The 20,344-nt window shown below is 60.1% G+C and carries 20 protein-coding genes; 10 read left to right on the top strand and 10 right to left on the bottom strand.

Annotated elements, in window-relative coordinates:
• Positions 1 to 28: 28 nt before the first annotated feature.
• Positions 29 to 775, bottom strand: coding sequence for an isochorismatase family protein (locus N8E88_RS22640; protein ID WP_224514230.1), 747 nt, complete (start codon positions 773 to 775; stop codon positions 29 to 31).
• 223 nt (positions 776 to 998) lie between these two features.
• Here N8E88_RS22640 and N8E88_RS22635 point away from each other — a divergent pair, with 223 nt between their 5' ends.
• From N8E88_RS22635 to N8E88_RS22625, 3 genes are read left to right on the top strand one after another with little or no spacing between them, the layout of a single operon-like run.
• The gene (locus N8E88_RS22635) at positions 999 to 1,994 is read left to right on the top strand and encodes an ABC transporter substrate-binding protein (RefSeq protein WP_262292559.1); all 996 of its coding nucleotides are present in this window, start codon (positions 999 to 1,001) and stop codon (positions 1,992 to 1,994) included.
• A 14-nt stretch (positions 1,995 to 2,008) separates the two neighbouring features.
• Positions 2,009 to 2,770, top strand: coding sequence for an ABC transporter ATP-binding protein (locus N8E88_RS22630; RefSeq protein WP_262292558.1), 762 nt, complete (start codon positions 2,009 to 2,011; stop codon positions 2,768 to 2,770).
• Positions 2,771 to 2,779: 9 nt separating this feature from the next.
• Positions 2,780 to 3,616 carry an ABC transporter permease gene (locus N8E88_RS22625; protein WP_262292557.1) on the top strand — a complete coding sequence of 279 codons (837 nt, stop codon included), beginning with the start codon at positions 2,780 to 2,782 and terminating at the stop codon, positions 3,614 to 3,616.
• Between the two features lie 153 nt (positions 3,617 to 3,769).
• Here the strand turns inward: N8E88_RS22625 and N8E88_RS22620 are convergent, their stop codons facing one another.
• Genes N8E88_RS22620 through N8E88_RS22600 form a run of 5 tightly spaced genes read right to left on the bottom strand, consistent with a single transcriptional unit; the run spans position 3,770 to position 9,025 of the window.
• The gene (locus N8E88_RS22620; protein ID WP_262292556.1) at positions 3,770 to 4,585 is read right to left on the bottom strand and encodes an FAD binding domain-containing protein; all 816 of its coding nucleotides are present in this window, start codon (positions 4,583 to 4,585) and stop codon (positions 3,770 to 3,772) included.
• A 15-nt stretch (positions 4,586 to 4,600) separates the two neighbouring features.
• On the bottom strand, positions 4,601 to 5,092 hold the full coding sequence (locus tag N8E88_RS22615) for a (2Fe-2S)-binding protein (protein ID WP_262292555.1): 492 nt from the start codon (positions 5,090 to 5,092) through the stop codon (positions 4,601 to 4,603).
• A 14-nt stretch (positions 5,093 to 5,106) separates the two neighbouring features.
• The gene (locus N8E88_RS22610; RefSeq protein ID WP_262292554.1) at positions 5,107 to 5,613 is read right to left on the bottom strand and encodes an SRPBCC family protein; all 507 of its coding nucleotides are present in this window, start codon (positions 5,611 to 5,613) and stop codon (positions 5,107 to 5,109) included.
• A gap of 13 nt (positions 5,614 to 5,626) precedes the next feature.
• Positions 5,627 to 6,568 (bottom strand): ABC transporter substrate-binding protein, encoded by a 942-nt coding sequence (locus N8E88_RS22605; protein ID WP_262292553.1) that lies wholly within the window; start codon positions 6,566 to 6,568, stop codon positions 5,627 to 5,629.
• Between the two features lie 15 nt (positions 6,569 to 6,583).
• Positions 6,584 to 9,025: a xanthine dehydrogenase family protein molybdopterin-binding subunit gene (locus N8E88_RS22600; protein ID WP_262292552.1), complete on the bottom strand. Its 2,442-nt coding sequence runs from the start codon at positions 9,023 to 9,025 to the stop codon at positions 6,584 to 6,586.
• A 223-nt stretch (positions 9,026 to 9,248) separates the two neighbouring features.
• Between N8E88_RS22600 and N8E88_RS22595 the strand changes: the two genes are divergently transcribed.
• The 3 genes from N8E88_RS22595 to N8E88_RS22585 all read left to right on the top strand — a co-directional run bounded on the left by N8E88_RS22595 (position 9,249) and on the right by N8E88_RS22585 (position 12,258).
• The gene (locus N8E88_RS22595) at positions 9,249 to 10,883 is read left to right on the top strand and encodes a UbiD family decarboxylase (RefSeq protein WP_262292551.1); all 1,635 of its coding nucleotides are present in this window, start codon (positions 9,249 to 9,251) and stop codon (positions 10,881 to 10,883) included.
• Positions 10,884 to 10,984: 101 nt separating this feature from the next.
• Entirely contained in the window at positions 10,985 to 11,671 is a 687-nt protein-coding gene (locus tag N8E88_RS22590) for a GntR family transcriptional regulator (RefSeq protein WP_262292550.1), read from the top strand.
• Positions 11,672 to 11,673: 2 nt separating this feature from the next.
• Positions 11,674 to 12,258 (top strand): UbiX family flavin prenyltransferase, encoded by a 585-nt coding sequence (locus N8E88_RS22585; RefSeq protein ID WP_262292549.1) that lies wholly within the window; start codon positions 11,674 to 11,676, stop codon positions 12,256 to 12,258.
• Here N8E88_RS22585 and N8E88_RS22580 read toward each other — a convergent pair.
• Together N8E88_RS22580 and N8E88_RS22575 are read right to left on the bottom strand one after the other, a co-directional pair.
• Positions 12,253 to 12,759: a TIGR02444 family protein gene (locus N8E88_RS22580; protein WP_262292548.1), complete on the bottom strand. Its 507-nt coding sequence runs from the start codon at positions 12,757 to 12,759 to the stop codon at positions 12,253 to 12,255. The genes N8E88_RS22585 and N8E88_RS22580 overlap by 6 nt on opposite strands.
• A 110-nt stretch (positions 12,760 to 12,869) precedes the next feature.
• The gene (locus tag N8E88_RS22575) at positions 12,870 to 13,817 is read right to left on the bottom strand and encodes a homocysteine S-methyltransferase family protein (protein WP_262292547.1); all 948 of its coding nucleotides are present in this window, start codon (positions 13,815 to 13,817) and stop codon (positions 12,870 to 12,872) included.
• Positions 13,818 to 14,058: 241 nt separating this feature from the next.
• Between N8E88_RS22575 and N8E88_RS22570 the strand changes: the two genes are divergently transcribed.
• Positions 14,059 to 14,724, top strand: a complete 666-nt coding sequence (locus N8E88_RS22570) for a TetR/AcrR family transcriptional regulator (protein ID WP_262292546.1) — start codon at positions 14,059 to 14,061, stop codon at positions 14,722 to 14,724.
• Positions 14,725 to 14,900: 176 nt separating this feature from the next.
• Here the strand turns inward: N8E88_RS22570 and N8E88_RS22565 are convergent, their stop codons facing one another.
• Both N8E88_RS22565 and N8E88_RS22560 read right to left on the bottom strand, forming a co-directional pair.
• Positions 14,901 to 15,524 (bottom strand): HAD-IA family hydrolase, encoded by a 624-nt coding sequence (locus N8E88_RS22565; protein WP_262295580.1) that lies wholly within the window; start codon positions 15,522 to 15,524, stop codon positions 14,901 to 14,903.
• 91 nt (positions 15,525 to 15,615) lie between these two features.
• A complete protein-coding gene (locus N8E88_RS22560) occupies positions 15,616 to 16,242 on the bottom strand; it encodes a TetR/AcrR family transcriptional regulator (RefSeq protein ID WP_262292545.1) in 627 nt (208 codons plus the stop codon).
• Positions 16,243 to 16,447: 205 nt separating this feature from the next.
• Here N8E88_RS22560 and N8E88_RS22555 point away from each other — a divergent pair, with 205 nt between their 5' ends.
• The 3 genes from N8E88_RS22555 to N8E88_RS22545 are packed head-to-tail and all read left to right on the top strand — an operon-like array spanning position 16,448 to position 20,195.
• The gene (locus tag N8E88_RS22555) at positions 16,448 to 16,924 is read left to right on the top strand and encodes a (2Fe-2S)-binding protein (RefSeq protein ID WP_262292544.1); all 477 of its coding nucleotides are present in this window, start codon (positions 16,448 to 16,450) and stop codon (positions 16,922 to 16,924) included.
• A complete protein-coding gene (locus N8E88_RS22550) occupies positions 16,921 to 17,904 on the top strand; it encodes an FAD binding domain-containing protein (protein WP_262292543.1) in 984 nt (327 codons plus the stop codon). The genes N8E88_RS22555 and N8E88_RS22550 overlap by 4 nt, the downstream gene beginning before the upstream one ends.
• The gene (locus N8E88_RS22545) at positions 17,901 to 20,195 is read left to right on the top strand and encodes a xanthine dehydrogenase family protein molybdopterin-binding subunit (RefSeq protein ID WP_262292542.1); all 2,295 of its coding nucleotides are present in this window, start codon (positions 17,901 to 17,903) and stop codon (positions 20,193 to 20,195) included. Before N8E88_RS22550 ends, N8E88_RS22545 begins: the two co-directional genes overlap by 4 nt.
• The last annotated feature ends 149 nt before the right edge of the window (positions 20,196 to 20,344 follow it).

Below are 20,344 nucleotides of genomic sequence, written 5' to 3'. Positions count from 1 at the left end.
GACGGCGCGATCACTCGCGCCGTCTGTCTTATTCCGCCGCCTTTTGGCTGGCACCACGCGGCAGATTGTACATGCCGCGCGGAAGTCCCGACAGAAACTCGACGACTTCGCTGCTGTCGATCACGTCGGCATACTTGGCGTTCATGTCACACAGCGTCATGGCATGGCTCGCCTCGGAACGCTCAAAGCAGCCGTCTTCGACCATCGTCACCCGCAGATTGTAGCTGAAAGCATCGACCACGGTCGCCCGTACGCAGCCGCTGGTTGCGGTTCCAGCAACGATGACGCTGTCACACCCGAGCAGCGTCAAATAGCTGATGAGGTTGGTCCCATGGAAAGCGCTGGGCTTCTGTTTGTAGATAACGATGTCGCTCGGTTCGGGGGCGATCTGCGGCATGATCTCGTTGCCGTCGCGATTGCTGCCGCCAGGTTTTTCACCGCTACGTTCGTTCTTCCACGCCCAGCTGCCCGCGTCCCAATTGTCGGAGCGCCGCACTCCGGTCGTGTAGATCACCGGCACCTCGCGGTCGCGAGCTGTTCCAATCAGGTTCTGCAATACCGGCAGGGCATCCCAGGCGGCTTCGCCGCCCGACTGGCGCCAGCGCTTGACCGATTCAAGCAGTGGTTCGCGCTTGTCGCCGCAAAACGCATAGTTGACATCGACGATCAGCAGCGCCGGTCGCTTGCCAAACCCTGCGCGCGCGCCATATCCCGCCAGCTTGAACACTTCCTTGTCGCGCTCTGTCAGGAATTTGTCCCAAATCCGTTCTGCCATTGAATCTATCCTCCATCCTCTGAAAATCACCGGAACCATGCCATGGCGTCGCCGATCGGATGCTTCCGCGTACCCTCCTTCCGACAAAAAGATGCCTTGGCGACTTGACTTCTCCCACAAATTTGTTTGTATGGCAAACATACATTATAACAGAATGACAAGAGAAATTAAGCTGACTGCATTTGCCTGAATGCCCGGCACGGGCGCCTTGGAGGAGGAACTCATGATTTACCAATCTATCAAAACCCGCTTTGCCAGTGCTTTCGCCGGCGTGATCCTTGCATCCACCGCAATGACGTCGATAGCCAGCGCTCAAGAAGCGTGGCGCCACGGCATTGTTGAAGCCAAGGGCGATTCCGGTTTCCTGTTTCAAGCTGCGGAAGGCGGCTTCGATGACAAGCACGGCATTAACATCGACATGGTGCAATTCACCGGCGGTCCAACGGCGCTGAAGGCGCTCATCGCCGGCGATCTCGATAGTTTCGAGGCGAGCCCCGTCATCGCTCTCTCCGCATTGCATCAGGGCGCCGACGTCAAGATCATCGGCTGCGACTGGCCCGGCATGACCTATACGGTCTTTTCCGGCAAGGACATCGCGAGCGCGGCTGATCTCAAAGGCAAGACGGTCGGCGTTTCTGCGCCCGGCTCGCTTCCCGATATTTTCACCCGCCTCGCGCTTGAAGCATCCGGCCTTGCCAATACGGACGTAACGTTCGCCAATGCCGGCGGCAGTGCCGATCGCGTCAAGGCCGTCGGCGGCGGGGTGGTCGCCGCTGCTGCCAGCTCAAGCGAATTCGCCATTGATGCAGACGCCTTGAACGTCAAGCCGCTTTTGAAGGGTGTCGAGGTTACACCGCAGTTCCTCAAGGTCTGTATCATGACCACGGGCAAGAAGATCGCCGAGCGCCGCGAAGCGATGACCAATTTCCTCGCCGCCGAGATGGAAGGCCTCGCTCATGCGATCGCCAACAAGGACGCGATGCTCGAGGTGGCCCGCAAGGTCGGTCACTTGCCCGAAGACGACAAGACCGCCGAGTTCATTTACAATGAAGCTCTCGAGTACAAGGCGATCAATGCGGATCTGGCCATCCCGTTGGAAAAGCTGCAGTGGGTTGACGATGAGATGGTCAAGCTCAAGTTTCTCGACGGCAACGCCGATACCAAGAAGTTCGTCGATGACAGCGTTCGCACCGAGGCTCTCGCACGCGTCAAGAAGTAATATTGGAAAGTGACATGGCCCATCTGGAAGTACAGAATATCACCAAGTCCTTTGGCACGCATAATGCCCTGGACGGTGTCTCCTTCAATGTCGAAAAGGGTGACGTCGTTGCCCTGATTGGCCCAAGCGGATGCGGCAAGACGACCGCCTTGCGTATCATCATGGGCCTCGAGACAGCCACCTCCGGTCAGGTCAAGGTCGCCGGGCGTCCTGTCTCCGGCTGTGGTCACGACCGCGGCATGGTGTTCCAGCATGCCGAATTGCTGCCTTGGCGCAATACGCTCAGCAATATCGGCTATGGGCTGGAGATGAAGGGCATGAAGGAGCCTGAACTTTCCCGGACAGCCATGCACTATCTGGAACTGGTGGGTCTGACCCCGGCAAAGGACAGACGCCCGCACCAGCTTTCCGGCGGTATGAAACAGCGCGTGGGTATTGCCCGCGCGCTGGCGATCGATCCGGAAGTGCTGCTGATGGACGAGCCCTTCGGCGCGCTGGATTCGCAGACGCGTGAGGGGTTGCACGGCGAATTGCTTTCCATCCATGCCAAGACACAGAAGACCATTATTTTCGTGACCCATGATCTTGACGAAGCGGTGATGCTGGCAGACCGCGTTGCGGTCATGCATGCCGGCAAGATAAGCCAGATCATTCCGATCGAACTGGAGCGTCCGCGCCTCGATATGCGCGCCATCCGCACTTCGGCGGAATATTCCAGGAAACGCACGCTGATCTGGGAAGCCCTGCACGATGCGGGCGTTTCGGCTGCAGCTTAAGGAAAGACTATGACGACAGACACAGAAATACAGGCGCCGGCCCGCGTGGAGCGCCGTACAGGTCAGGCAAGCTGGACAACCACCGTACCGGCATGGGTGATCACCACCCTATCGGTCGCCGTGGCGACTGGTCTCTGGGAGTTCTTCGGCCGCGACGTCAATCCGTTGCTTGGCACCTACCCGAGCGCCATCATCAAGGCATTCTTCTCGATGCTGCAGACCGGCCGCCTGCAGGACGCGCTCATTCAGAGCAGCCAGCCATTCATCGTCGGTTATATCGTCGCCGCAATAGTCGGTATCCCGGTCGGGCTGTTGCTCGGCCGATACCGCATTCTCGAATCCGCCCTGGGCATCTATGTCACCGCTGGCTATGCCACCCCGCTGATTGCCCTCGTTCCCTTGCTGATCCTGTGGTTCGGTCTTGGCTTCATGGTCAAGGCCGTTGTGGTTTTCCTCCTATCCTTCTTCCCGATCTGCATCAACACGTGGTTCGGTGTGAAGGCCGTGCCGAAAACCATGATCGAGGTCGGTACCGCCTTCTGCGCCTCGCAGACGGCCATCATGCGCGGCATCATTCTGCCCGCAACGATCCCCTACATCATGGCCGGTCTGCGTCTTGGCATCGGCAAGGCGGTTATCGGCATCGTCATCGCCGAGTTCCTGACCGCGATCTCCGGTCTCGGCGGTATCATCATCACTTCGGCCAATAGCTTCCGCACTGCAGAGATGTTCGTGCCCGTCATTCTGATCATGGTGCTTGCCGTGGCTCTGACCGCACTGGTTGGATGGCTGGAAAAGTACGTTGCCCCATGGCAGAGCGAAATCACCGGCCACGACAGCGTCTAAAATATAGCAGCCGAGATGCGAAATGCCGCCACGGGTAACCGCGGCGGTATTTGTTTGCCCTTATCCCAACGCGCCTCGCAGCACGTTGAACAAAGAAAACCGATGGCACATGACATGCCGTCGGCCCGGCCGCTTGGGAGCGTCGTATTTCGTTTACTCGATCAAGGTGCCGCCGAGATTTTCCACGGCACGGCGGGTGACAACCCCGACAAGATGCGCGCGGTAGTCGGCCGGAGCGTGCATGTCGCCCATCAGGTCGTTCGGATCCGGCAGCAAGCCCTTTACTGAATCCGGCTCGAACCGCGCCTGCAGCGCTTCCTCGGCCTCCGTCCAGCGAAAGACGCCGGCATTTCCGGCCCCCGTGATCGCCACATGGATATTGCCGTCGCGATGACGTGCAACGAACGCAGCCGCCAGGGCATACCGTGACGCCGGATTGCGAAACTTGGCGTACCCGGCAATCTCCGGCACCCTGAACTCGATACGGACGAGGATTTCACCTGGCTCCAGCACCGTCGTGTACAGCCCGGCGAAATATTCGGAAGCCGGGATGCTGCGCCGGTCCGTATGCAACGTCGCATCGAGTGCCAGCACGGCCGACGGGTAGTCCGCTGCCGGGTCATTATTGGCAATCGAGCCGCCGATCGTGCCGACGTGCCTGACCTGAACGTCACCGATCGAACCCGCGAGACCGCAGAGCGATGGGATGAGCGCCCTGATCTTTTCCGATGCAGCGACCGTCGCATGCGTGGTTGCGGCACCGATGATGATGCGATCGGGACCAACGGTAAACCCCGAAAGTTCGGGAATGCGGCGGACATCGATCAGATGGGCAGGAGCCGCCAGCCTTCCCTTCATCGTGGGGATCAACGTATGCCCGCCCGAGAGGTAAGCGGCTTCCTCGACTTCGGAGAAGAGACTGACTGCTTCCTGCAGCGTTCCTGGCTTATGATAGGTTGTTTCATACATAGGCGCTTGCCTTCTTCATTCCGCCGCGACGGCGTGCGCCGTGCGGTGCTTTTCAGCGGCGGAGAGCACCGCCTTGATGATGTTGTGATATCCCGTGCAACGGCAAAGATTGCCCTCGAGCTCGTGGCGAACGGTTGTTTCGTCGAGGACGCCGTCATGACGCTCGATCATGTTGACCGATGCCATGATCATGCCGGGCGTGCAAAAGCCGCACTGCAATCCGTGATGCTCATGAAAGGCAGCCTGCACATCATGCAGCTTTTCGCCATCAGCCAGACCTTCGACCGTGGAAACCGATGCTCCTTCGATCGAGGCCGCGAGTATCGTGCAGGATTTGACCGCCTTGCCGTCGACAATGACCGTGCAGGCGCCGCACTGCGTCGTGTCGCAGCCGACATGTGTTCCGGTCAGGCCAAGATGATCACGCAGGAACTGGACGAGCAACGTACGGTCTTCGACCTCCTTCGTGTGGAGCGTGCCGTTGACGGTGATGGCGACTTTGGACATGGGTGCCTTCCCTTTTATCTGGAGAACCAGCGGGCCTTGGGGCGTTCCGCTGGTGTTTCAATCGCTGCCGCCACAGCGTCAGCAGGTGCGGCGCGGGCAGCGAGGCTGGCGAAGAACTCGTCTGCAAGCTTCTTGGCCGTTGAATCGATGAGCCGGGAACCGAGCTGTGCCAGCTTGCCGCCAACCTGCGCCTTGGCGACGTAGGTCAGGACGGTTTCGCCATCGACATCGGCAAGGTTGACGTCGGCGCCGCCCTTGGCGAAACCGGCGATAGCGCCCTTGCCTGCTCCGGAGATCGTATAGCTCTCGGGCGCGACCACGTTGCTCAGGGTGACTTCACCTTCGAAAATCGCTTTGACCGGACCGATCTTGGTGGTCACGCGGGCGGTAAACCCATCCTCCAGCGAGCCTTCCAGGCTGTTGCACCCGGGGATGCATTCACGCAGCGCCTGCGGGTCATTGATCAGCGCCCAGACATCTTCACGCGGCGCAGCGATGCGGTATTCGCCCTTGAGATCCATCAAACTTCTCCTCTCAGTTTGCGCCGGTCACGGCCTCGTAGTGCGACAGGTCCAGATATTTCGCCGGATCGGTCAGTGGTGCCCCGGTTAAGCCGTAGCGCGAGCGCAATTCGAGCACGCGCTTCATGCCTTCCGGAATGATTTTCGCATCTGGTGTCAGGCCCGATTTCGACGACAGCAAACTATTCATCACCGACTGCAACGCAGCGGGCTGGATCTCAGGCATCTTCGCCTGCAAAAGCTGTTCAGCCGCCTCGCGATTTGCCGGATCAAGCGTCCAGGCAAGGCCCTTCAGGTAACCGCGGATGAACGCGCGGACAGCGTCGGGATTCTCCGCTGCCCAGGCGCGCCTCGCCGTAACCACGCCGCCCTGATAGCTGTCGTAGATCCGGGTCGACACGTCGAGCACGTTGAAGCCCGAACGACGGGCAATGCTGGTGAATGGCTCGATGGTCAATGTCGCAGCGTGCTCTCCGCCCTTCACCGATTGCCAGCGCTGCGGCGTCGCTCCAACGGGCGCGTAAGATGCGTCGTCCCGTTTCAATCCGCCATCTTCGAACATATCGAACAGCACAAACGCAAACCCGGTTGAGAGTGCATCGAGCGCGACGGATTTGCCTTTGAGGTCTGAATACTGCTTGATCTCGGGGGACGTGACGATCGCGAGTTCGAGCTGCGTCCCGCCCATGAGGACGACATAGCCCGGATCGACCCCGGCGCCAGCAGCCCCCTGCCCCTCGCCATAAGCCACGACATTGTCGAATGCGGTAAAGACGATGTCGAATTCACCGGCGGCAGTCCGCTGTGCCTGCTCGACCGAGCTCCCCGTCAACGTCAGGTCGACCGACAGGTTTTCCTCGGCGAAGAACCCCTGTTCCACCGCCGCGAATGTCGGCAGGTTGGGAGCGCCCGGAAAGGCGATGATGCGGATATTGGTCTTGGTTTCGGCAATCATTTGCGAGAAATCCTTCTAGGACGCACGAGCATCGCGCTCGCCTTTAGATTGATGAATGGCCCGCCACACCGCATGCGGGGTGACCGGCATATCGATATCGGTGACGCCGTAGTCCTTGAGCGCGTCGAGCACGGCGTTGACGACCGTCGCAAGCGCTGGCGTTGTTCCGCCTTCGCCGCCGGCCTTGATGCCAAGCGGATTGGTCGGGGAGATCACCTCGGCAATCTCGCACTTGAACGAGGGCATGTTGTCGGAACGCGGCATGCCGTAATCCATGAATGATCCGGCGAGCGGCTGGCCTGACGAGGGATCGACGGCGCAAAGCTCCCACATCGCCTGCCCTACGCCCTGCGCAATGCCGCCATGGGTCTGGCCATGGACGATCAGCGGATTGATGCAGCGGCCCACATCGTCCACTGTCGCGTAGCTGGTGATGAGCACGTGTCCGGTTTCGGGATCGACTTCGACTTCGCAGATCGCTGCGCCATTCGGAAACACCGGCGTGTGCATCTCATTGTCACGTGCCACCCGCAACGGCCCATCCTTCTCACGCGTCAGATCACCAAGTGTGAAGATATCGATCGTCTGGTTGGTACCGCGCAGTTTGAAATGACCGCTCTCGAAATCGATAGCGTCGAAATCTGCGCCGAAATGTTCCGCCGCCCGCCGGCGACCTTCCTTCAGGAGATCTGCAGACGCCATGGCCATGACGGTTCCCGCATGGCGCATCGAACGGCCCGAATGCGAACCACCGCCAACGCTGACGATGTCGGTATCGCCAAGGATAATCCATACCTTTTCGACAGGCACCTGGATCATGTCGGCGACCACTTGCGCGAAACTCGTCTCATGACCCTGGCCGCTCGGCTGGGTGCCAATGACGACCTCGACCGTGCCATCCTGTTTGATTTCGATCTCGGCGCGTTCCTTCGGTGAACCGATGGAGGACTCGACGTAGTTGGCAAAGCCCCGGCCCAGCAATTTGCCGCGGCTGGCCGCTCCCTCGCGCCGCACCTCGAAGCCATCCCAGTCGGCGAGTTCGAGCGCGCGGTCCATGTTCTTTTCGTATTCGCCGCTGTCATAGATCGAGCCGACAGCGTTGGTGTAAGGCATCATGTCCGGTGAAACGAGGTTCTTGCGGCGCAATTCGAGCTTGTCGAAGCCGAGTTCGCGCGCGGCCTTCTCGACGAGACGCTCGATCGCGTAGGTTACTTCCGGCCGGCCGGAACTGCGGTAGGCCTGCGTGCACATCGTATTGGTAAAGACGGCGCGGGCACGCAGCGTTGCCACCGGAATATGATAGGAGCCGGTGATAAGACCGGATCCCTTGCTGAGCGGCGACAGCGAGACGCACCGGCTGCCGACATTGCTGAGATTGTCTGCCCGCATCGCCAGGAACTTGCCTTCGCGATCAAGCGCAAGCTCTACCTTGGTGATGAGGTCCCGGCCTTGATAATCCGTCAGAAACGCCTCGGAACGTGTTGCCGTGTACTTGACCGGCCGCCCGATCTTCTTCGATGCCCACAGCACCAGACCGAACTCCACATAAACGCGATTGCGCGCGCCGAAGTTTCCGCCGACATCGTATGAAAGCACGCGCAGGTTTTTCGGCTCGATACCGAGAACCTTGGCAAGCTCACCCTTCTGGCGCACGGCGCCGCCGCTGCCGGCATAAAGTGTATAGCGCCCGGTCTCCTCGTCGAAATGACCGAGCGACGAGCGCGGCTCGATCGGTACGGCGGTCACGCGGCCGATATGGAATTCGGCCGTGACCACGTGATCAGCCGCCGCGAAGGCTGCTGCTGTCCCCGCTTCGTCGCCAAAGCTCGAGTCGATGAAGACGTTGTCCGGAACTTTGTCCCACACAGCGGGTGCACCGGGCAGCGCGGCCTTTGCGGTTTCGGTGACGTGCGGCAATTCCTCGTAATCGACAAACACCTTTTCAGCGGCGTCCGCCGCCTGGGCCGCCGTCTCGGCGACCACCACCGCCACAGCTTCGCCCACATGACGGGCCCTGTCGGCCGGGAGCAGATAATGCGGCCCTGTGAAGGGTGTACCGCCGCCGGCAGCGGTCAGCTTCACGTCGAATTTCGTTGAGGGAACCGGGTTGTGCGGGATGGGCTCAAGCCCGTCGGCCAAAAGGTCGGCGCCCGTCATGACTGCCAGGACGCCGGGGCTGGCCAGCGCTTCCGACGTGTCGATGCCGAGGATCCGCGCATGCGGGTATGGCGAGCGAACCATCGCAGCGAACGTCTGCCCGGGCAGGCTGAAATCGTCGGAAAACCGGCCCTTGCCGGTAATGAGCCGTCCGTCTTCCTTGCGCGGAAGCGGCTTTCCGACATGGCGGAACAACGCATCGCGTACAAGCTTCATTTCCGGCGACAGATCAGCCGCCTCGGGCTTTTCCAGTACCGCTGCCCCATGTCCGCTCGTGCTTTTATGAAGTGGGCTTCCCATAAATCCTCTACCCTTACCGGCTGAAATTACGCCGACGACATTCTGTTGCTCTTCGTATTAATGTATGACAGTATGTCGGAGCAATGCAATCGAAAAGATGCAGCGTCGCACGCAATATCTTTCTGATTGGGCGGATCGCTTTTATGATTATGAGTGGGTTTTGCGTTTTTCACCTCGCATGCATGGCATTGGAGGAGCGCATCTTCGGGAGAACGGGACTTACATGACGACGCACAAGCGCAAGGCTCCACTGGACCTGCAAGAACATCTGGGACGGCTGGAAGAACGCGGCCTGCTGACGCGAATTCAGGTGCCGATCGACAAGGACAGCGAACTGCATCCGCTGGCGCGCTGGCAGTTCCAGGGCGGTCTGCCCGAATCGCAGCGGCGTGGCTTTCTTTTCACCGATGTAAAAGGTGCAAAGGGCGAGAAATACGATATTCCGGTTGCAGTCGGCGTCCTCGCCGCTTCGCCGGAAATCTACGCTATCGGGCTAGGCGTTCCCGAGAGCGAGATCGGCGACGTCTGGGTCAACGCCATGGAAAACCCCATCGACCCTGTCATGGTCGAGGACGCACCATGCCAGGAAGTCGTCATCACCGGCGATGATCTCAAGCTCGAAGGCCGTGGCCTCGGCAGCTTGCCGGTTCCGGTTTCGACACCGGGTTTCGACAGTGCTCCCTATTTCACCGCCACTCTTTGCGTCACGCGGGATCCGGAAAATGGCATCCGCAACATGGGCACCTATCGCGCGGCGCTGAAGGCCGAAGACCGGCTCGGCGTGCGCATGGCGAGCCGCCTGTCCGGTGCCGGCGGGTATCAGCATTGGCTGAAGTACCAGAAGCGCGGCGAACCCATGCCCTGCGCCATCGTTATCGGCTGTGCCCCGGCGGTGCTTTTCACCGGGCCGCAGAAGCTGCCGATCGATCAGGACGAACTCGGCGTTGCCGGCGGTCTCATCGGCGAGGCCGTTCGCATCGTCAAGTGCAAGACAATCGATCTCGAAGTGCCGGCCGACGCTGAAATCGTCATTGAAGGCCTGATCGACACGGAACTCCTTGAGCCGGAAGGGCCCTTTGGCGAAAGCCATGGCCACGTTGCGCTCGAGGATTTCAACATGTCGATGCGCGTGACGGCGATCACCCGCAAGCGCAAGCCCGTGTTGGTCTCGATCGTCAGCCAGGTCACGCCCAGCGAATCGAGCGTTCTCAAGCGTGTTGCCTATGAGCCGCTGTTCTTCAACCACCTGAAGAAAGTGCTCAACATCAAGGGCATCAAGCGCGTCGTGATGCATGAGCCTTTGACCAACATCCGCAAGGTGATCTTCCTGGAATTCGACCGCAGCGCACCGCAGTCCGAGATCTGGCGCGGCCTGCAGGGTGCCGCGATGCTTCAGGCGCAGTGCGGCAAGATCGTCATCGCCGTCTCTGACGATATCGACGCCCGCAATGCCGATGCCGTGTTCTGGTCGCTCGCCTACCGTGCCAATATGATCGATGACGTGCATGTGACGCCCTACCGCTCGGGCGGGCATGGGCCGAAATCCGCAAACAAGAATGCCGAAGGCACCCTTCTCATCGACGCCACGTTGAAAGCACCCATGCCGCCGCTCGCCCTGCCCGCGGAACCCTACATGGTGCGGGCCCGCGAGATATGGGAAAACCTGCAATTGCCGCCACTCTCGCCGCAGCCGCCATGGCACGGTTATTCGCTTGGAGACTGGAGCGATGTCTGGAGCAACTTTGCCGATAAGGCTGTCAGCGGCGATTGGCGCTTCAATGGCGAAAACACTTTCTCCCGGCGTAAAGGTGGTATGAAACCGGAAACACCGGCACGCAATATTGAAAAGAAAGCATAATCAGGCGACTATCGCCCGATTCTGATATAGTTTCAGCGCCGGCGGGGGTCGGCGCTGAGGGCAAGCAACACAACGCAGGCAGCAGCATTGCGAGGGATAAAATGAACGATCCGGTCATCGAACCATTCGGTCCGCTTACACACGAGTCTGCGCCGCTGAGAAACAAGATCATGAAGTCGCTGCGGCGCGCAATCGAGACAGGATTGCTGGAGCCGGGTACGCGTCTTGTAGAGAAAGACCTGTGCCAGCAGCTCAATGTCAGCCGCACATCGCTGCGTGAAGCGCTGCGCCAGTTGCAATCCGAAGGCATTCTCACCGACCTCAACAATCGCGGTCTTGCCGTGGTCACCGTGACATCGGAGGACGCCGAGAATATCTACCGCATCCGCGGCGTGCTCGAACCCTTGATTGTCGAACAGTTCATCGAGAATGCGCCAGATGCGGAGGTCGAGGCCTTGAAAGCCCACTTCCTGCGTCTGAAGGAAGCTTATTTGCATGGCAATGCCGAGGAGATCGTCGCCAGCAAACGCGATTTCTACGACCGCATCTGCACGGGGGCACGCAATCCGATTGCGTTCGGTGTCTTGAGCAAGTTGACCGTTCTCACGTCCCCGCTGCGCCGGCGTTCCGTCGTGCGGCCTGAGCGGCGCATCCAGAGCATCGCCGAAATCGAGAAGATCGTCACCTCCATCGCCAAACGCGACAAGGCCGCTGCAAAAGCTGCCGCCGAGGAGCACGTGGCCCACTCCGCTCGCTCGGCTCTTCATGCTTCAGAGTCGGCGAACTAGCCATGCGCCGTCTGATTATCGCCATAACCGGGGCCTCCGGGGTCATTTATGGCGTTCGTGCCTTGCAGCTCCTGCGCGATGTCGAAGACATCGAGACGCATGCGATCGTCTCGCCATCGGCACTGCGCACCGCCGCCGACGAACTCGATATGAGTGCCGAAGAAATCCGCAGCCTCGGCGACAAGCTCTACAACTATCGCGATATTGGCGCCGCCATCTCGTCCGGATCTTTCCGCACCGCCGGCATGCTGGTTGCACCCTGCTCTGTGAAAACCCTGAGCGGTATCGCCAATTGCTACAATGACGAATTGATCGTGCGCGCCGCCGATGTCTGCCTCAAGGAGCGCCGCCGCGTCGTTCTTCTGGTTCGAGAAACGCCGCTGCATGCCGGGCACATCGCGCTGATGGATCAGGCCACGCGCAATGGCGCTATCATCATGCCGCCTATTCCGGCCTTTTACAGCAAGCCAAAGACCATCGACGACATGGTGAACCAGACAGTCGGACGCGCCTTGGACTTGTTCGATATCAACCTGCCACTGGTCAAGCGCTGGAAAGAAGACGAAACCGGCCAGCAACAATCATAAAGATGCTATTGCCCGTTCCACTATTGCGATGGACTTGCGCGCTTGGGAATCCAGAGTCGAGCCATGATAATAACGCACGATAAGCGGCAGGTTCTCATCGGTCGAACGGTTGCTATCGTCTGAAATCGTCGCGAGTGCCAGTCCCGCCGTTTCGAGCTCCATAAGCTCGATCCGTTCGGCGGAAAGTTCGGCAGCTTTCACGGCGTCGCGCAGGGTTTCGGTGTGTTTGTCAGGTCCTGGTTTTGGTCCGGTCTTCATCCGCTGGCGGATGGCGCGCAACGGGGCAACGACGTCATCGCGCCATTCGTCGACCAGCCCGATAATCTGCACTGTCTTGGCCGGAGAAAGCGCAATGGAACCATGCTTGAGCCAGGCAGCGAACAACAGCACCGGCACATCGACACCATTGCGTTCCTGCAATGCCAGGCATGCATCGGCGACGTCCGGGGCTTTGTAAAGGCGCAGCGCGAAATCCCATAGCCCGATATTCATGTCCTGCATGCTTTCCCTCATCGCAATTGCGGGGCCGGATAACTTGATCCGGCCCCGCTTTACCAGTTTCGCGAGCATGAAGGAAGGCAAACCGGACAAGGTTGCCCGGTTCAAGCGCTCTAGGCCGTTTGCGTTGAACAAGCCTCGCAGATCGCCGCGACGTGGCGATGGTCCGTGCCGCAGCATCCGCCGAGAATGCGCATCTTCGGAAATGATCTTGTCAGCTCGTTGTACCACCGCCCGAGATCGACGGGATCTCCAGCGTCAAGCGTAACCGAATCATCGAGTTCCGCATGGCTCTTGGTCGAAGCATTCGCCTTGACGCCGCGCACGCGATCGAGCCACGCCTCACCCTTTTCCAGTGCATCAACGAAATGGCTCGGATGCGCACAGTTGATCATATAGTAGGCTGGCGAACCTCCGGTTGCATCGTCCACCCGGTTGATCGCATCGCCGAGCGACAGACCGGTCACCAGTTTTCCGTCGGTCTCGACCGTGAACGAGATCACGCTAGGTATGGCATAGGTCTTGGCAGCTTTTGCAACACCGATGGCTTCATTGTAATTGGTCAACGTATAGGCCGCGACCATGTCCGCTTCGGTTTGTGCAAAACTCTCTATCTGCGCCGCGTGGTATGTTTCAGCCTCATTGGCATTCATATTGCCAGCCTTGTAGCCATCGCCGCGCGGTCCAATTGCTCCGCTGATCACGCAAGGCGTCGTAGCCGTCTCAAACTCCCTGCGAAGTTCAAGCAGCAGATCGACCGAATCCCGGTTGATTGCGCGCAGGCCCTCTGCATCATAGCCGAGCTTGGCGCCCCAGTCGGGGTTTGCCCGCCATGTCGGCGTATCGAGGATGAAGCCGGTGCCATTCTCGCGAGCGATCTTGAGGTATCTGATGTAGTAGTCTTTCAGTCGCTGTCTGCCTTCGGGCGTCGCCATCAAGACAAAGGATGCGAACTCAGGTAGATCGATCCCGTCGTGAAAGATGAATGTCGTTTCCATGCCGCCGTCACTGAGGAAAGTGGTCCCCGCGAGCTGCGGCAGGTTTCTGCGGTACTTGGCCATGATTATTATCGTCCCTTCCAAGAGTGCCGGTATCGGCTGGTTGCCTCGCCACCCGGCATGTCCTGTTTTGCGCCTTTCGTTCCAGGCAATCTAGAAACCTTATGGTCGGGTTATTCCACTTACGAAAAAAACAAGCAAATTCAGTTGGATAGGCGAGATCGTGGCGACAGAACCCTCCCCCGTGCTACACTCAAACAGCCGAAACCGTACCGCAGGTACAGTATTCCGGGGGGACAATTACATGCGCAAGGGAGCCGAAACCCGCGAACGTATTCTGGAAATCGCCGAGATGTCAGTGCTGGCCAAAGGCTTCGCTGCGACCTCGATAGAGGAGATTATCGCCGAGGCGGGCATTACGAAAAGCGGATTTTTCTATCACTTCAAGGACAAGAATGAACTCGCGCACATCATGCTGAAACGCTACGTCTGCGCCAATGACCGGGTGTTTGACGATGTCATCGCGCGTGGGCACCAACTGTCGGATGATCCGCTCCAGGCATTCCTGATCAGCCTGAAGCTCCTTGCCGAGGTCATGTCTGATCTGCCGAATGGTCACCCCGGCTGTCTCATCGCCTGCATTTGCTATCAGGAGCGCCAGTTCGACCGAGAGGTCCTGAACTTGACGGCGCAGTCGGTTGAAGCATGGAACGCCAGGTTCCGCGCCATTCTCGACAATATCGCTGTCGTGCACCCTCCGCGTGACCCGATTGATTTCGACGATGTGGCGGACATGCTTTCCTGTGTCGTTGATGGCAGCATCATCATGTCGAAGGCACTGAATGATCCTTCAAGGATCGAGCGGCAGGTGATGGCCTTCCGCAGTTTTATAAAACTGCTGTTTTCATCAGCGCCGCAAATAAAGGTCCCGCTGCCAAGCGCCATGACAGTTTCCAAGACGGTCAACTGATTACCGCCTCTCAAGACTTCATTTACCCCTCATCCGGCCCTACCGGGCCACCTTCTCCCCGTTGAGGAGAAGAACTGACGCCAAGCTTGACCAATTCCTCTCCCTCGGGGAGAGGTCGACCGAGCGAAGCGGAGGCGGGTGAAAGGGCGCGCCGTCAAAACATGAAAGCCTGGATATCACGCGTCGACTGTTCGCTTCAAGACCAGCCGCCCGTCCGGATCTACCTGCGTCTGCAGGTCCTGGTAATCGTGAATGGTCGTATGCGCGGTCTCGACAGGGTGCTTGTGCGTGGCCGTGATCACCATCACATCGGCTCCGGCGGCATCGCCGGCCAGAATGCCCGGTACAGCATCCTCGAAGACGAGGCAATCTTTCGCGTCAACGCCGAGCTTGCGTGCCGCCAGCAGGTAGCAGTCCGGGTTGGGTTTGCCGACCTTGACGTCTTCCGCCGTGACGAGATTGTCAGGCACGGGAATCCCCGCTGCAGCCAAGCGGCGTTTCGCCAGTTCGAGCGGCGATGAGGTGACGATCGTCCATTTTTCCGGCGGCAGTGCCTTCAAGAATTCCGCAGCGCCCGGCAATGGAACGATCCCGTCGACATCGAGGATTTCGGCATCGGTGATCTTGATGGCTTCCGCTTCGGGGTCGACGCCGGGCAAACCCAGCCGGCGCACCGTATCGACAGCGCGGGCGCCATGCATGGTCGGCAGGAATGTCTTGACGTCGAGCCCCTGTGCTTCCGCCCATCTTGCCCAGACACGTTCTGCCGCGGCCGTCGAATTGATGAGCGTGCCATCCATATCAAAGAGGAAGGCTGCATATTTCTTGTCGAAGGCAGATGGCGTTGTCGGCACGATGTTTTTCTTTGATCAGAGGGACGGCAACACGCCGTCAGGTTTTTCTGGATTTTGCCGATCCCCAGCGAAGCCCATCCATAAGCAACGCGACAAGGCGGCGTGAACGATCGCGCCAGTCCGGCGTATCCGGCGCCGAATAGATCCCCGATAGAGCCTGAGAAATATCCGATATATCGATGTCGCTGCGGACAGAACCGTCTGCCACGGCAGCATCGACGAGACGCTGCAGAGCCGATGCAATCATACCGGACGTATTGGCAAATACCTCGGAATTCGCATCGAAAAGGATACGCAGGCTGTTGGCCATGCCGCGTTTTGCAGCGATATAGTCGACGAAGCGCTGCATCCATCCGGCGAGCGCCACATCCGGAGCATTGTGCTGTGCGAGTTCATCCGCGGCAGCGCAAAGCACCTCGACCTCCCGGCGGTACACCACTTCGACGAGATGTTCGCGCGTTGGAAAATGCCGGTAAAGCGTGCCTATGCCAACGCCGGCCTTGCGCGCTATCTCTTCAAGCGAGGCGCTGCCGCCGCGTTCGGCAAATTCAATCGCAGCAATCCCAATGAGCTTTTCCCGATTGCGGCTGGCATCCGCCCGCAACCGCTTCGCGGGTGCCGGTGGCTTGGCTTCCTTCAATTCGGGCAGCTCCTTGTGATGCAATATTTCGGCTCCAGGGGCGATTGGGACTTGAACCCTCTCGCCCAAGCCGCTATGTTCAAGAAACGGAGGCACCTCCGATTATCTCGTCACCTCCCGACTGATACCCTATTTGGGGCCCGTATGTCATGTTTTTTTGCGCCTTGAACGCAACCGAAACGCTGGCGGCCCCGTTGGACTCTTCCCAGCCTATTGGAGCTACACGCCCATGAGCAATCAAACCACCATCAATCTCGAAATCAATGGCCAGGCACATGCCCTGGCCGTCGAACCCCGCGTGACCCTTCTGGATGCGCTGCGCGATCACCTGGAACTGACCGGCACCAAGAAAGGCTGCGACCAGGGCCAATGCGGTGCCTGCACTGTTCATGTCGACGGCGAGCGTGTGCTTGCCTGTCTGACGCTGGCAGTTCAGGTCGAAGGCCGTGCGGTCACCACCATCGAAGGCCTCTCCGATCCCGGGGCTGAACTTCACCCGGTTCAAGCCGCGTTCCTCGAACATGACGCCTTCCAGTGCGGCTACTGCACGCCGGGTCAGATCATGTCCGCTGTTTCCTGCATACGCGAAGGCCATGCGGGCTCCGACGATGAAATCCGCGAATATATGTCGGGCAATCTCTGCCGCTGCGGTGCCTATCCGCACATCGTCGAGGCGGTCCGCGAAGCTGCGAAGGTGATGTCATGAGAGATTTCTCCTATCTGCGTGCTGGCTCGGTCGACGAAGCGCTCAGCGCTGCGGCCATGCCCGCAACCATGCTGCTCGCCGGCGGCACCACCTTGCTCGATCTCGCCAAATGCGGTGTCAACGCACCCGAACGGGTTATCGATATCACCCATCTCAAAGGTCTCGATGCGATCCGTGTCGATGCCGAAGGCGCCTTCATCGGCGCGCTCGCAAAGATGAGCCGCGTCGCTGCCGATCCTGCCATGCTTGCTGAGTTTCCCGCAGTGTCGGAAGCGCTTTGGCAGGCGGCTTCGGCGCAGATCCGCAACATGGCGACGATTGGCGGCAATCTTCTGCAGCGCACGCGCTGTGCCTATTTCCGCGACCCTGCGAGTTTTCCCGCCTGCAACAAACGCGTTCCCGGCAGCGGCTGCTCCGCCATGGAAGGCGTCAATCGTGGCCATGCGGTTCTCGGCACCAGCGACGCCTGCATAGCAACCTATCCGGGTGATCTCGCCGCTGCCCTCGTCGCCTTCGATGCCATTGTGCATCTTGGCGAGCGCAAGGTTCCCATCGACGATTTCTTCCTCTTGCCCGGCACCACACCGCACAAGGAACACGCCATGCAGCCAGGCGAGATGATCACTGCGATCACCATCCCCGCCTCGGCTGCCGCGCGGCACTCCACCTATTTGAAGGTGCGTGACCGCCAGTCCTACGAGTTCGCCGCCGCAAGCGCTGCTGTCGGCATCGAGTTCGAGGCGGATCACGAAACCATCCGCGATATCCGCGTCGGTCTCGGCGGCGTCGCGACGAAACCCTGGCGTGCCCGCGCCGTCGAAGATGCTCTTCGCGGCAAAGTCCTGGAGCCGGACACCGTCAAGCGCGCCAGCCGTCTCGCCGTCGAGGGCGCCATCGCCCATGGCGGCAACCACTACAAGATCGAGCTCGCCCCCCGCGTCGTTGAACGCGCCATCCTGAAATCGGGAGCTTTGGCATGACAATTGTCGACACCAAAATGAAACGCGGCGACGCCTCCGACGGCTTGCTCGGAGGGCGCCTCGCCCGCATCGACGGCCCGGTCAAGATCACCGGCGCCGCCGATTATGCGATGGAACACTCTCCGGAAGACATGGTCTACGCAGTCGTCATCGACAGCACGATCGCTTCCGGCCGCGTTGTCGCTATCGATGCGAGCGCAGCCGAGGCCTATCCCGGCGTTCTGCTCGTTCTGACACCGGACAACGCCTTGCCGATCAAGAGCGCCACCGACTGGACTGGCGCACCGCCGGCAGAGGCTCCTTTTGAGCCGCTCGCACGCGAGGTCACCTTCGCCGGTCAGCACATCGCCGCCGTCATTGCAGAGACCTTCGAACAGGCGACCGCTGCCGCTGCGCTCGTCAAGGTTACCTACGAAGAGACCGCGCCGATTTCGAGTTTCGATGATCCGCGCTCCGGCGAGGGCTTCCCGATCGATATGATGACCAAGGAATGGGGCGATGCAGAAGCTGCGCTCGCCATTGCTCCCGTTCGCATCGAACAGGAATACAGGACACCGCGCGAATACAACGTGCCCATCGAACCGCACGGCCTGATTGCCCGTTGGGAAGGCGACATGCTGACCTTGTGGGAGCCAAGCCAGTGGATCGACGGCATGTCCCGCACCTATGCCGAATGGTTCAGCATACCGTTCGAGAACGTCCGCTTGCTGTCGCCCTATATCGGTGGCGGTTTCGGATCGAAGGCGTTCGCCGCCCGTTACGGCGCCGTTGCGGCGATCGCCGCAAAAATGCTCGACCGTCCCGTCAAGCTCGCCATCACGCGGCCGCAGACCTTCACCGCTTTTGGCGGCCGCCCTGCGACACGGCAGACCATCGCACTCGGTGCCACCCGCGAAGGCAAATTGCTGTCGATCGTGCATCGCAGCGCCAACGAGACGTCGATGGACGACGTCGCGGTCGAACCCTTGGGCTCGGTGACCTCGATCATGTATGCGGTTCCGAATTTCTCGTCGCGCCAGAACATCGTGCCGGTGAATACGGTCAAGCCAGGTGCCTTGCGTGCACCCGGCGAAAACCCCAGCGCCTTCGGCATCGAATGCGCCATTGACGAGCTGGCCTACGAGGTCGGCATCGATCCGCTGGATATCCGCCTCCTCAACTACGCCGAAGAGGACCCGCACGCCAAAAAGCCGTGGTCGACACGCCGCTTGCGTGAAGCCTATGCCGCGGGCGCCGAAGCTTTCGGCTGGGCGAAACGCAGCCCAGGCGTTCGCTCCATGCGCGAAGGCAAGCAGCTGATCGGCTACGGCGTTGCCGCGGGCACATACCCGGTTCGTCGCACGCCGGGCGAAGCGATGGTCCGCATCCTCAGCAATGGCACCATCGAGGTCGCCAGCAGCGGCATCGATATGGGTCAGGGCACCTATACGATCCTCGCGCAAACGGCGGCCGAGGCGATCGGCGTGCCCGTCGAGACAGTCGTGGTCAAGCTCGGCGACTCGTCGCTGCCGCGCGCCCCGGTTGCCGGTGGTTCGCAGCTTGCCAATCTGATGACCGGCGCCGTGCACGTAGCAGCTCTCGCCGCCCGCGACGAGTTGATCGGCCTTGCCATCAACGATCCGAATTCGCCGTTCCGCGACCTGCAGGCCAATACGCTGACCATCGAGGGCGGGCAAATCTCGTCGCCGCGCGATGCGGGTTCAAGCGTTGCCATCGCCGAGGTGATGCGACGCACAGGGCGAGATCGTATCGAGGCGCTGCGCAACACGCTGCCGGAAAACCTGCGCAACAAGGATGACCATTTCCGCAACTTCACGACGATCTCGACCATGCTTTCACCGACCGAAGGCGACTACTCGATGCACAGCTGGTGCGTGCATTTCGTCGAGGTGCGGGTCGATGTCGATTTCGGCACGGTCCGCGTTTCCCGCATGGTGTCGGCACTGGATTCAGGCCGGCTCTACAACCCGAAGCTCGCCGAAAGTCAGTGGAAGGGCGGGATCATCATGGGCATCGGTCAGGCCCTCCTCGAGGAAGGGCTCGTCGATCAGCGTAATGGCCACGTGATGAACAACAACCTCGGTGACTACCTCGTCCCGACCAATGCGGACATCCCTGATCTCGAGGTTATCTCCGTCGGCATTCCGGATACGAACGCTTCGATCCTGGGTGGCAAAGCGGTGGGTGAACTCGCCATTGTCGGCGTCGCCCCGGCCATCGCCAACGCGGTCTACCATGCCACCGGCATTCGTGTCCGCGACCTGCCGATCACGCTCGAAAAGCTGATTTAGTGGGTTGTAAGGGTTGATGGAGTCACCCCCTCATCCGGCCCTGCGGGCCACCTTCTCCCCGTTGGGGAGAAGAACTTGCGCGGCACTTGATTAATTCCTCTCTCCCGGGAGAGAGGTCGACCGAGCGAAGCGGAGGGCGGGTGAGGGGG

It is taken from the genome of Phyllobacterium zundukense (assembly GCF_025452195.1).
In the GTDB taxonomy this organism is placed as follows: Bacteria; Pseudomonadota; Alphaproteobacteria; order Rhizobiales; family Rhizobiaceae; genus Phyllobacterium; species Phyllobacterium zundukense_A.
Note: the sequence above shows the minus strand (reverse complement) of the source record. Positions and strands in the feature narration are given on the sequence as shown.

Bases quoted from the DNA above. Each gene is read 5' to 3' on its own strand.
- N8E88_RS22625 (WP_262292557.1), top strand. From the start codon at position 2,780: ATGACGACAGACACAGAAATACAGGCGCCGGCCCGCGTGGAGCGCCGT.
- N8E88_RS22590 (WP_262292550.1), top strand. From the start codon at position 10,985: ATGAACGATCCGGTCATCGAACCATTCGGTCCGCTTACACACGAGTCT.
- N8E88_RS22600 (WP_262292552.1), bottom strand. From the start codon at position 9,025: ATGGGAAGCCCACTTCATAAAAGCACGAGCGGACATGGGGCAGCGGTA.
- N8E88_RS22575 (WP_262292547.1), bottom strand. From the start codon at position 13,817: ATGGCCAAGTACCGCAGAAACCTGCCGCAGCTCGCGGGGACCACTTTC.
- N8E88_RS22545 (WP_262292542.1), top strand. From the start codon at position 17,901: ATGACAATTGTCGACACCAAAATGAAACGCGGCGACGCCTCCGACGGC.
- N8E88_RS22620 (WP_262292556.1), bottom strand. From the start codon at position 4,585: ATGTATGAAACAACCTATCATAAGCCAGGAACGCTGCAGGAAGCAGTC.
- N8E88_RS22555 (WP_262292544.1), top strand. From the start codon at position 16,448: ATGAGCAATCAAACCACCATCAATCTCGAAATCAATGGCCAGGCACAT.
- N8E88_RS22605 (WP_262292553.1), bottom strand. From the start codon at position 6,568: ATGATTGCCGAAACCAAGACCAATATCCGCATCATCGCCTTTCCGGGC.
- N8E88_RS22565 (WP_262295580.1), bottom strand. From the start codon at position 15,524: ATGGATGGCACGCTCATCAATTCGACGGCCGCGGCAGAACGTGTCTGG.
- N8E88_RS22630 (WP_262292558.1), top strand. From the start codon at position 2,009: ATGGCCCATCTGGAAGTACAGAATATCACCAAGTCCTTTGGCACGCAT.
- N8E88_RS22635 (WP_262292559.1), top strand. From the start codon at position 999: ATGATTTACCAATCTATCAAAACCCGCTTTGCCAGTGCTTTCGCCGGC.
- N8E88_RS22640 (WP_224514230.1), bottom strand. From the start codon at position 775: ATGGCAGAACGGATTTGGGACAAATTCCTGACAGAGCGCGACAAGGAA.
- N8E88_RS22615 (WP_262292555.1), bottom strand. From the start codon at position 5,092: ATGTCCAAAGTCGCCATCACCGTCAACGGCACGCTCCACACGAAGGAG.
- N8E88_RS22550 (WP_262292543.1), top strand. From the start codon at position 16,921: ATGAGAGATTTCTCCTATCTGCGTGCTGGCTCGGTCGACGAAGCGCTC.
- N8E88_RS22585 (WP_262292549.1), top strand. From the start codon at position 11,674: ATGCGCCGTCTGATTATCGCCATAACCGGGGCCTCCGGGGTCATTTAT.
- N8E88_RS22580 (WP_262292548.1), bottom strand. From the start codon at position 12,759: ATGCAGGACATGAATATCGGGCTATGGGATTTCGCGCTGCGCCTTTAC.
- N8E88_RS22595 (WP_262292551.1), top strand. From the start codon at position 9,249: ATGACGACGCACAAGCGCAAGGCTCCACTGGACCTGCAAGAACATCTG.
- N8E88_RS22610 (WP_262292554.1), bottom strand. From the start codon at position 5,613: ATGGATCTCAAGGGCGAATACCGCATCGCTGCGCCGCGTGAAGATGTC.
- N8E88_RS22570 (WP_262292546.1), top strand. From the start codon at position 14,059: ATGCGCAAGGGAGCCGAAACCCGCGAACGTATTCTGGAAATCGCCGAG.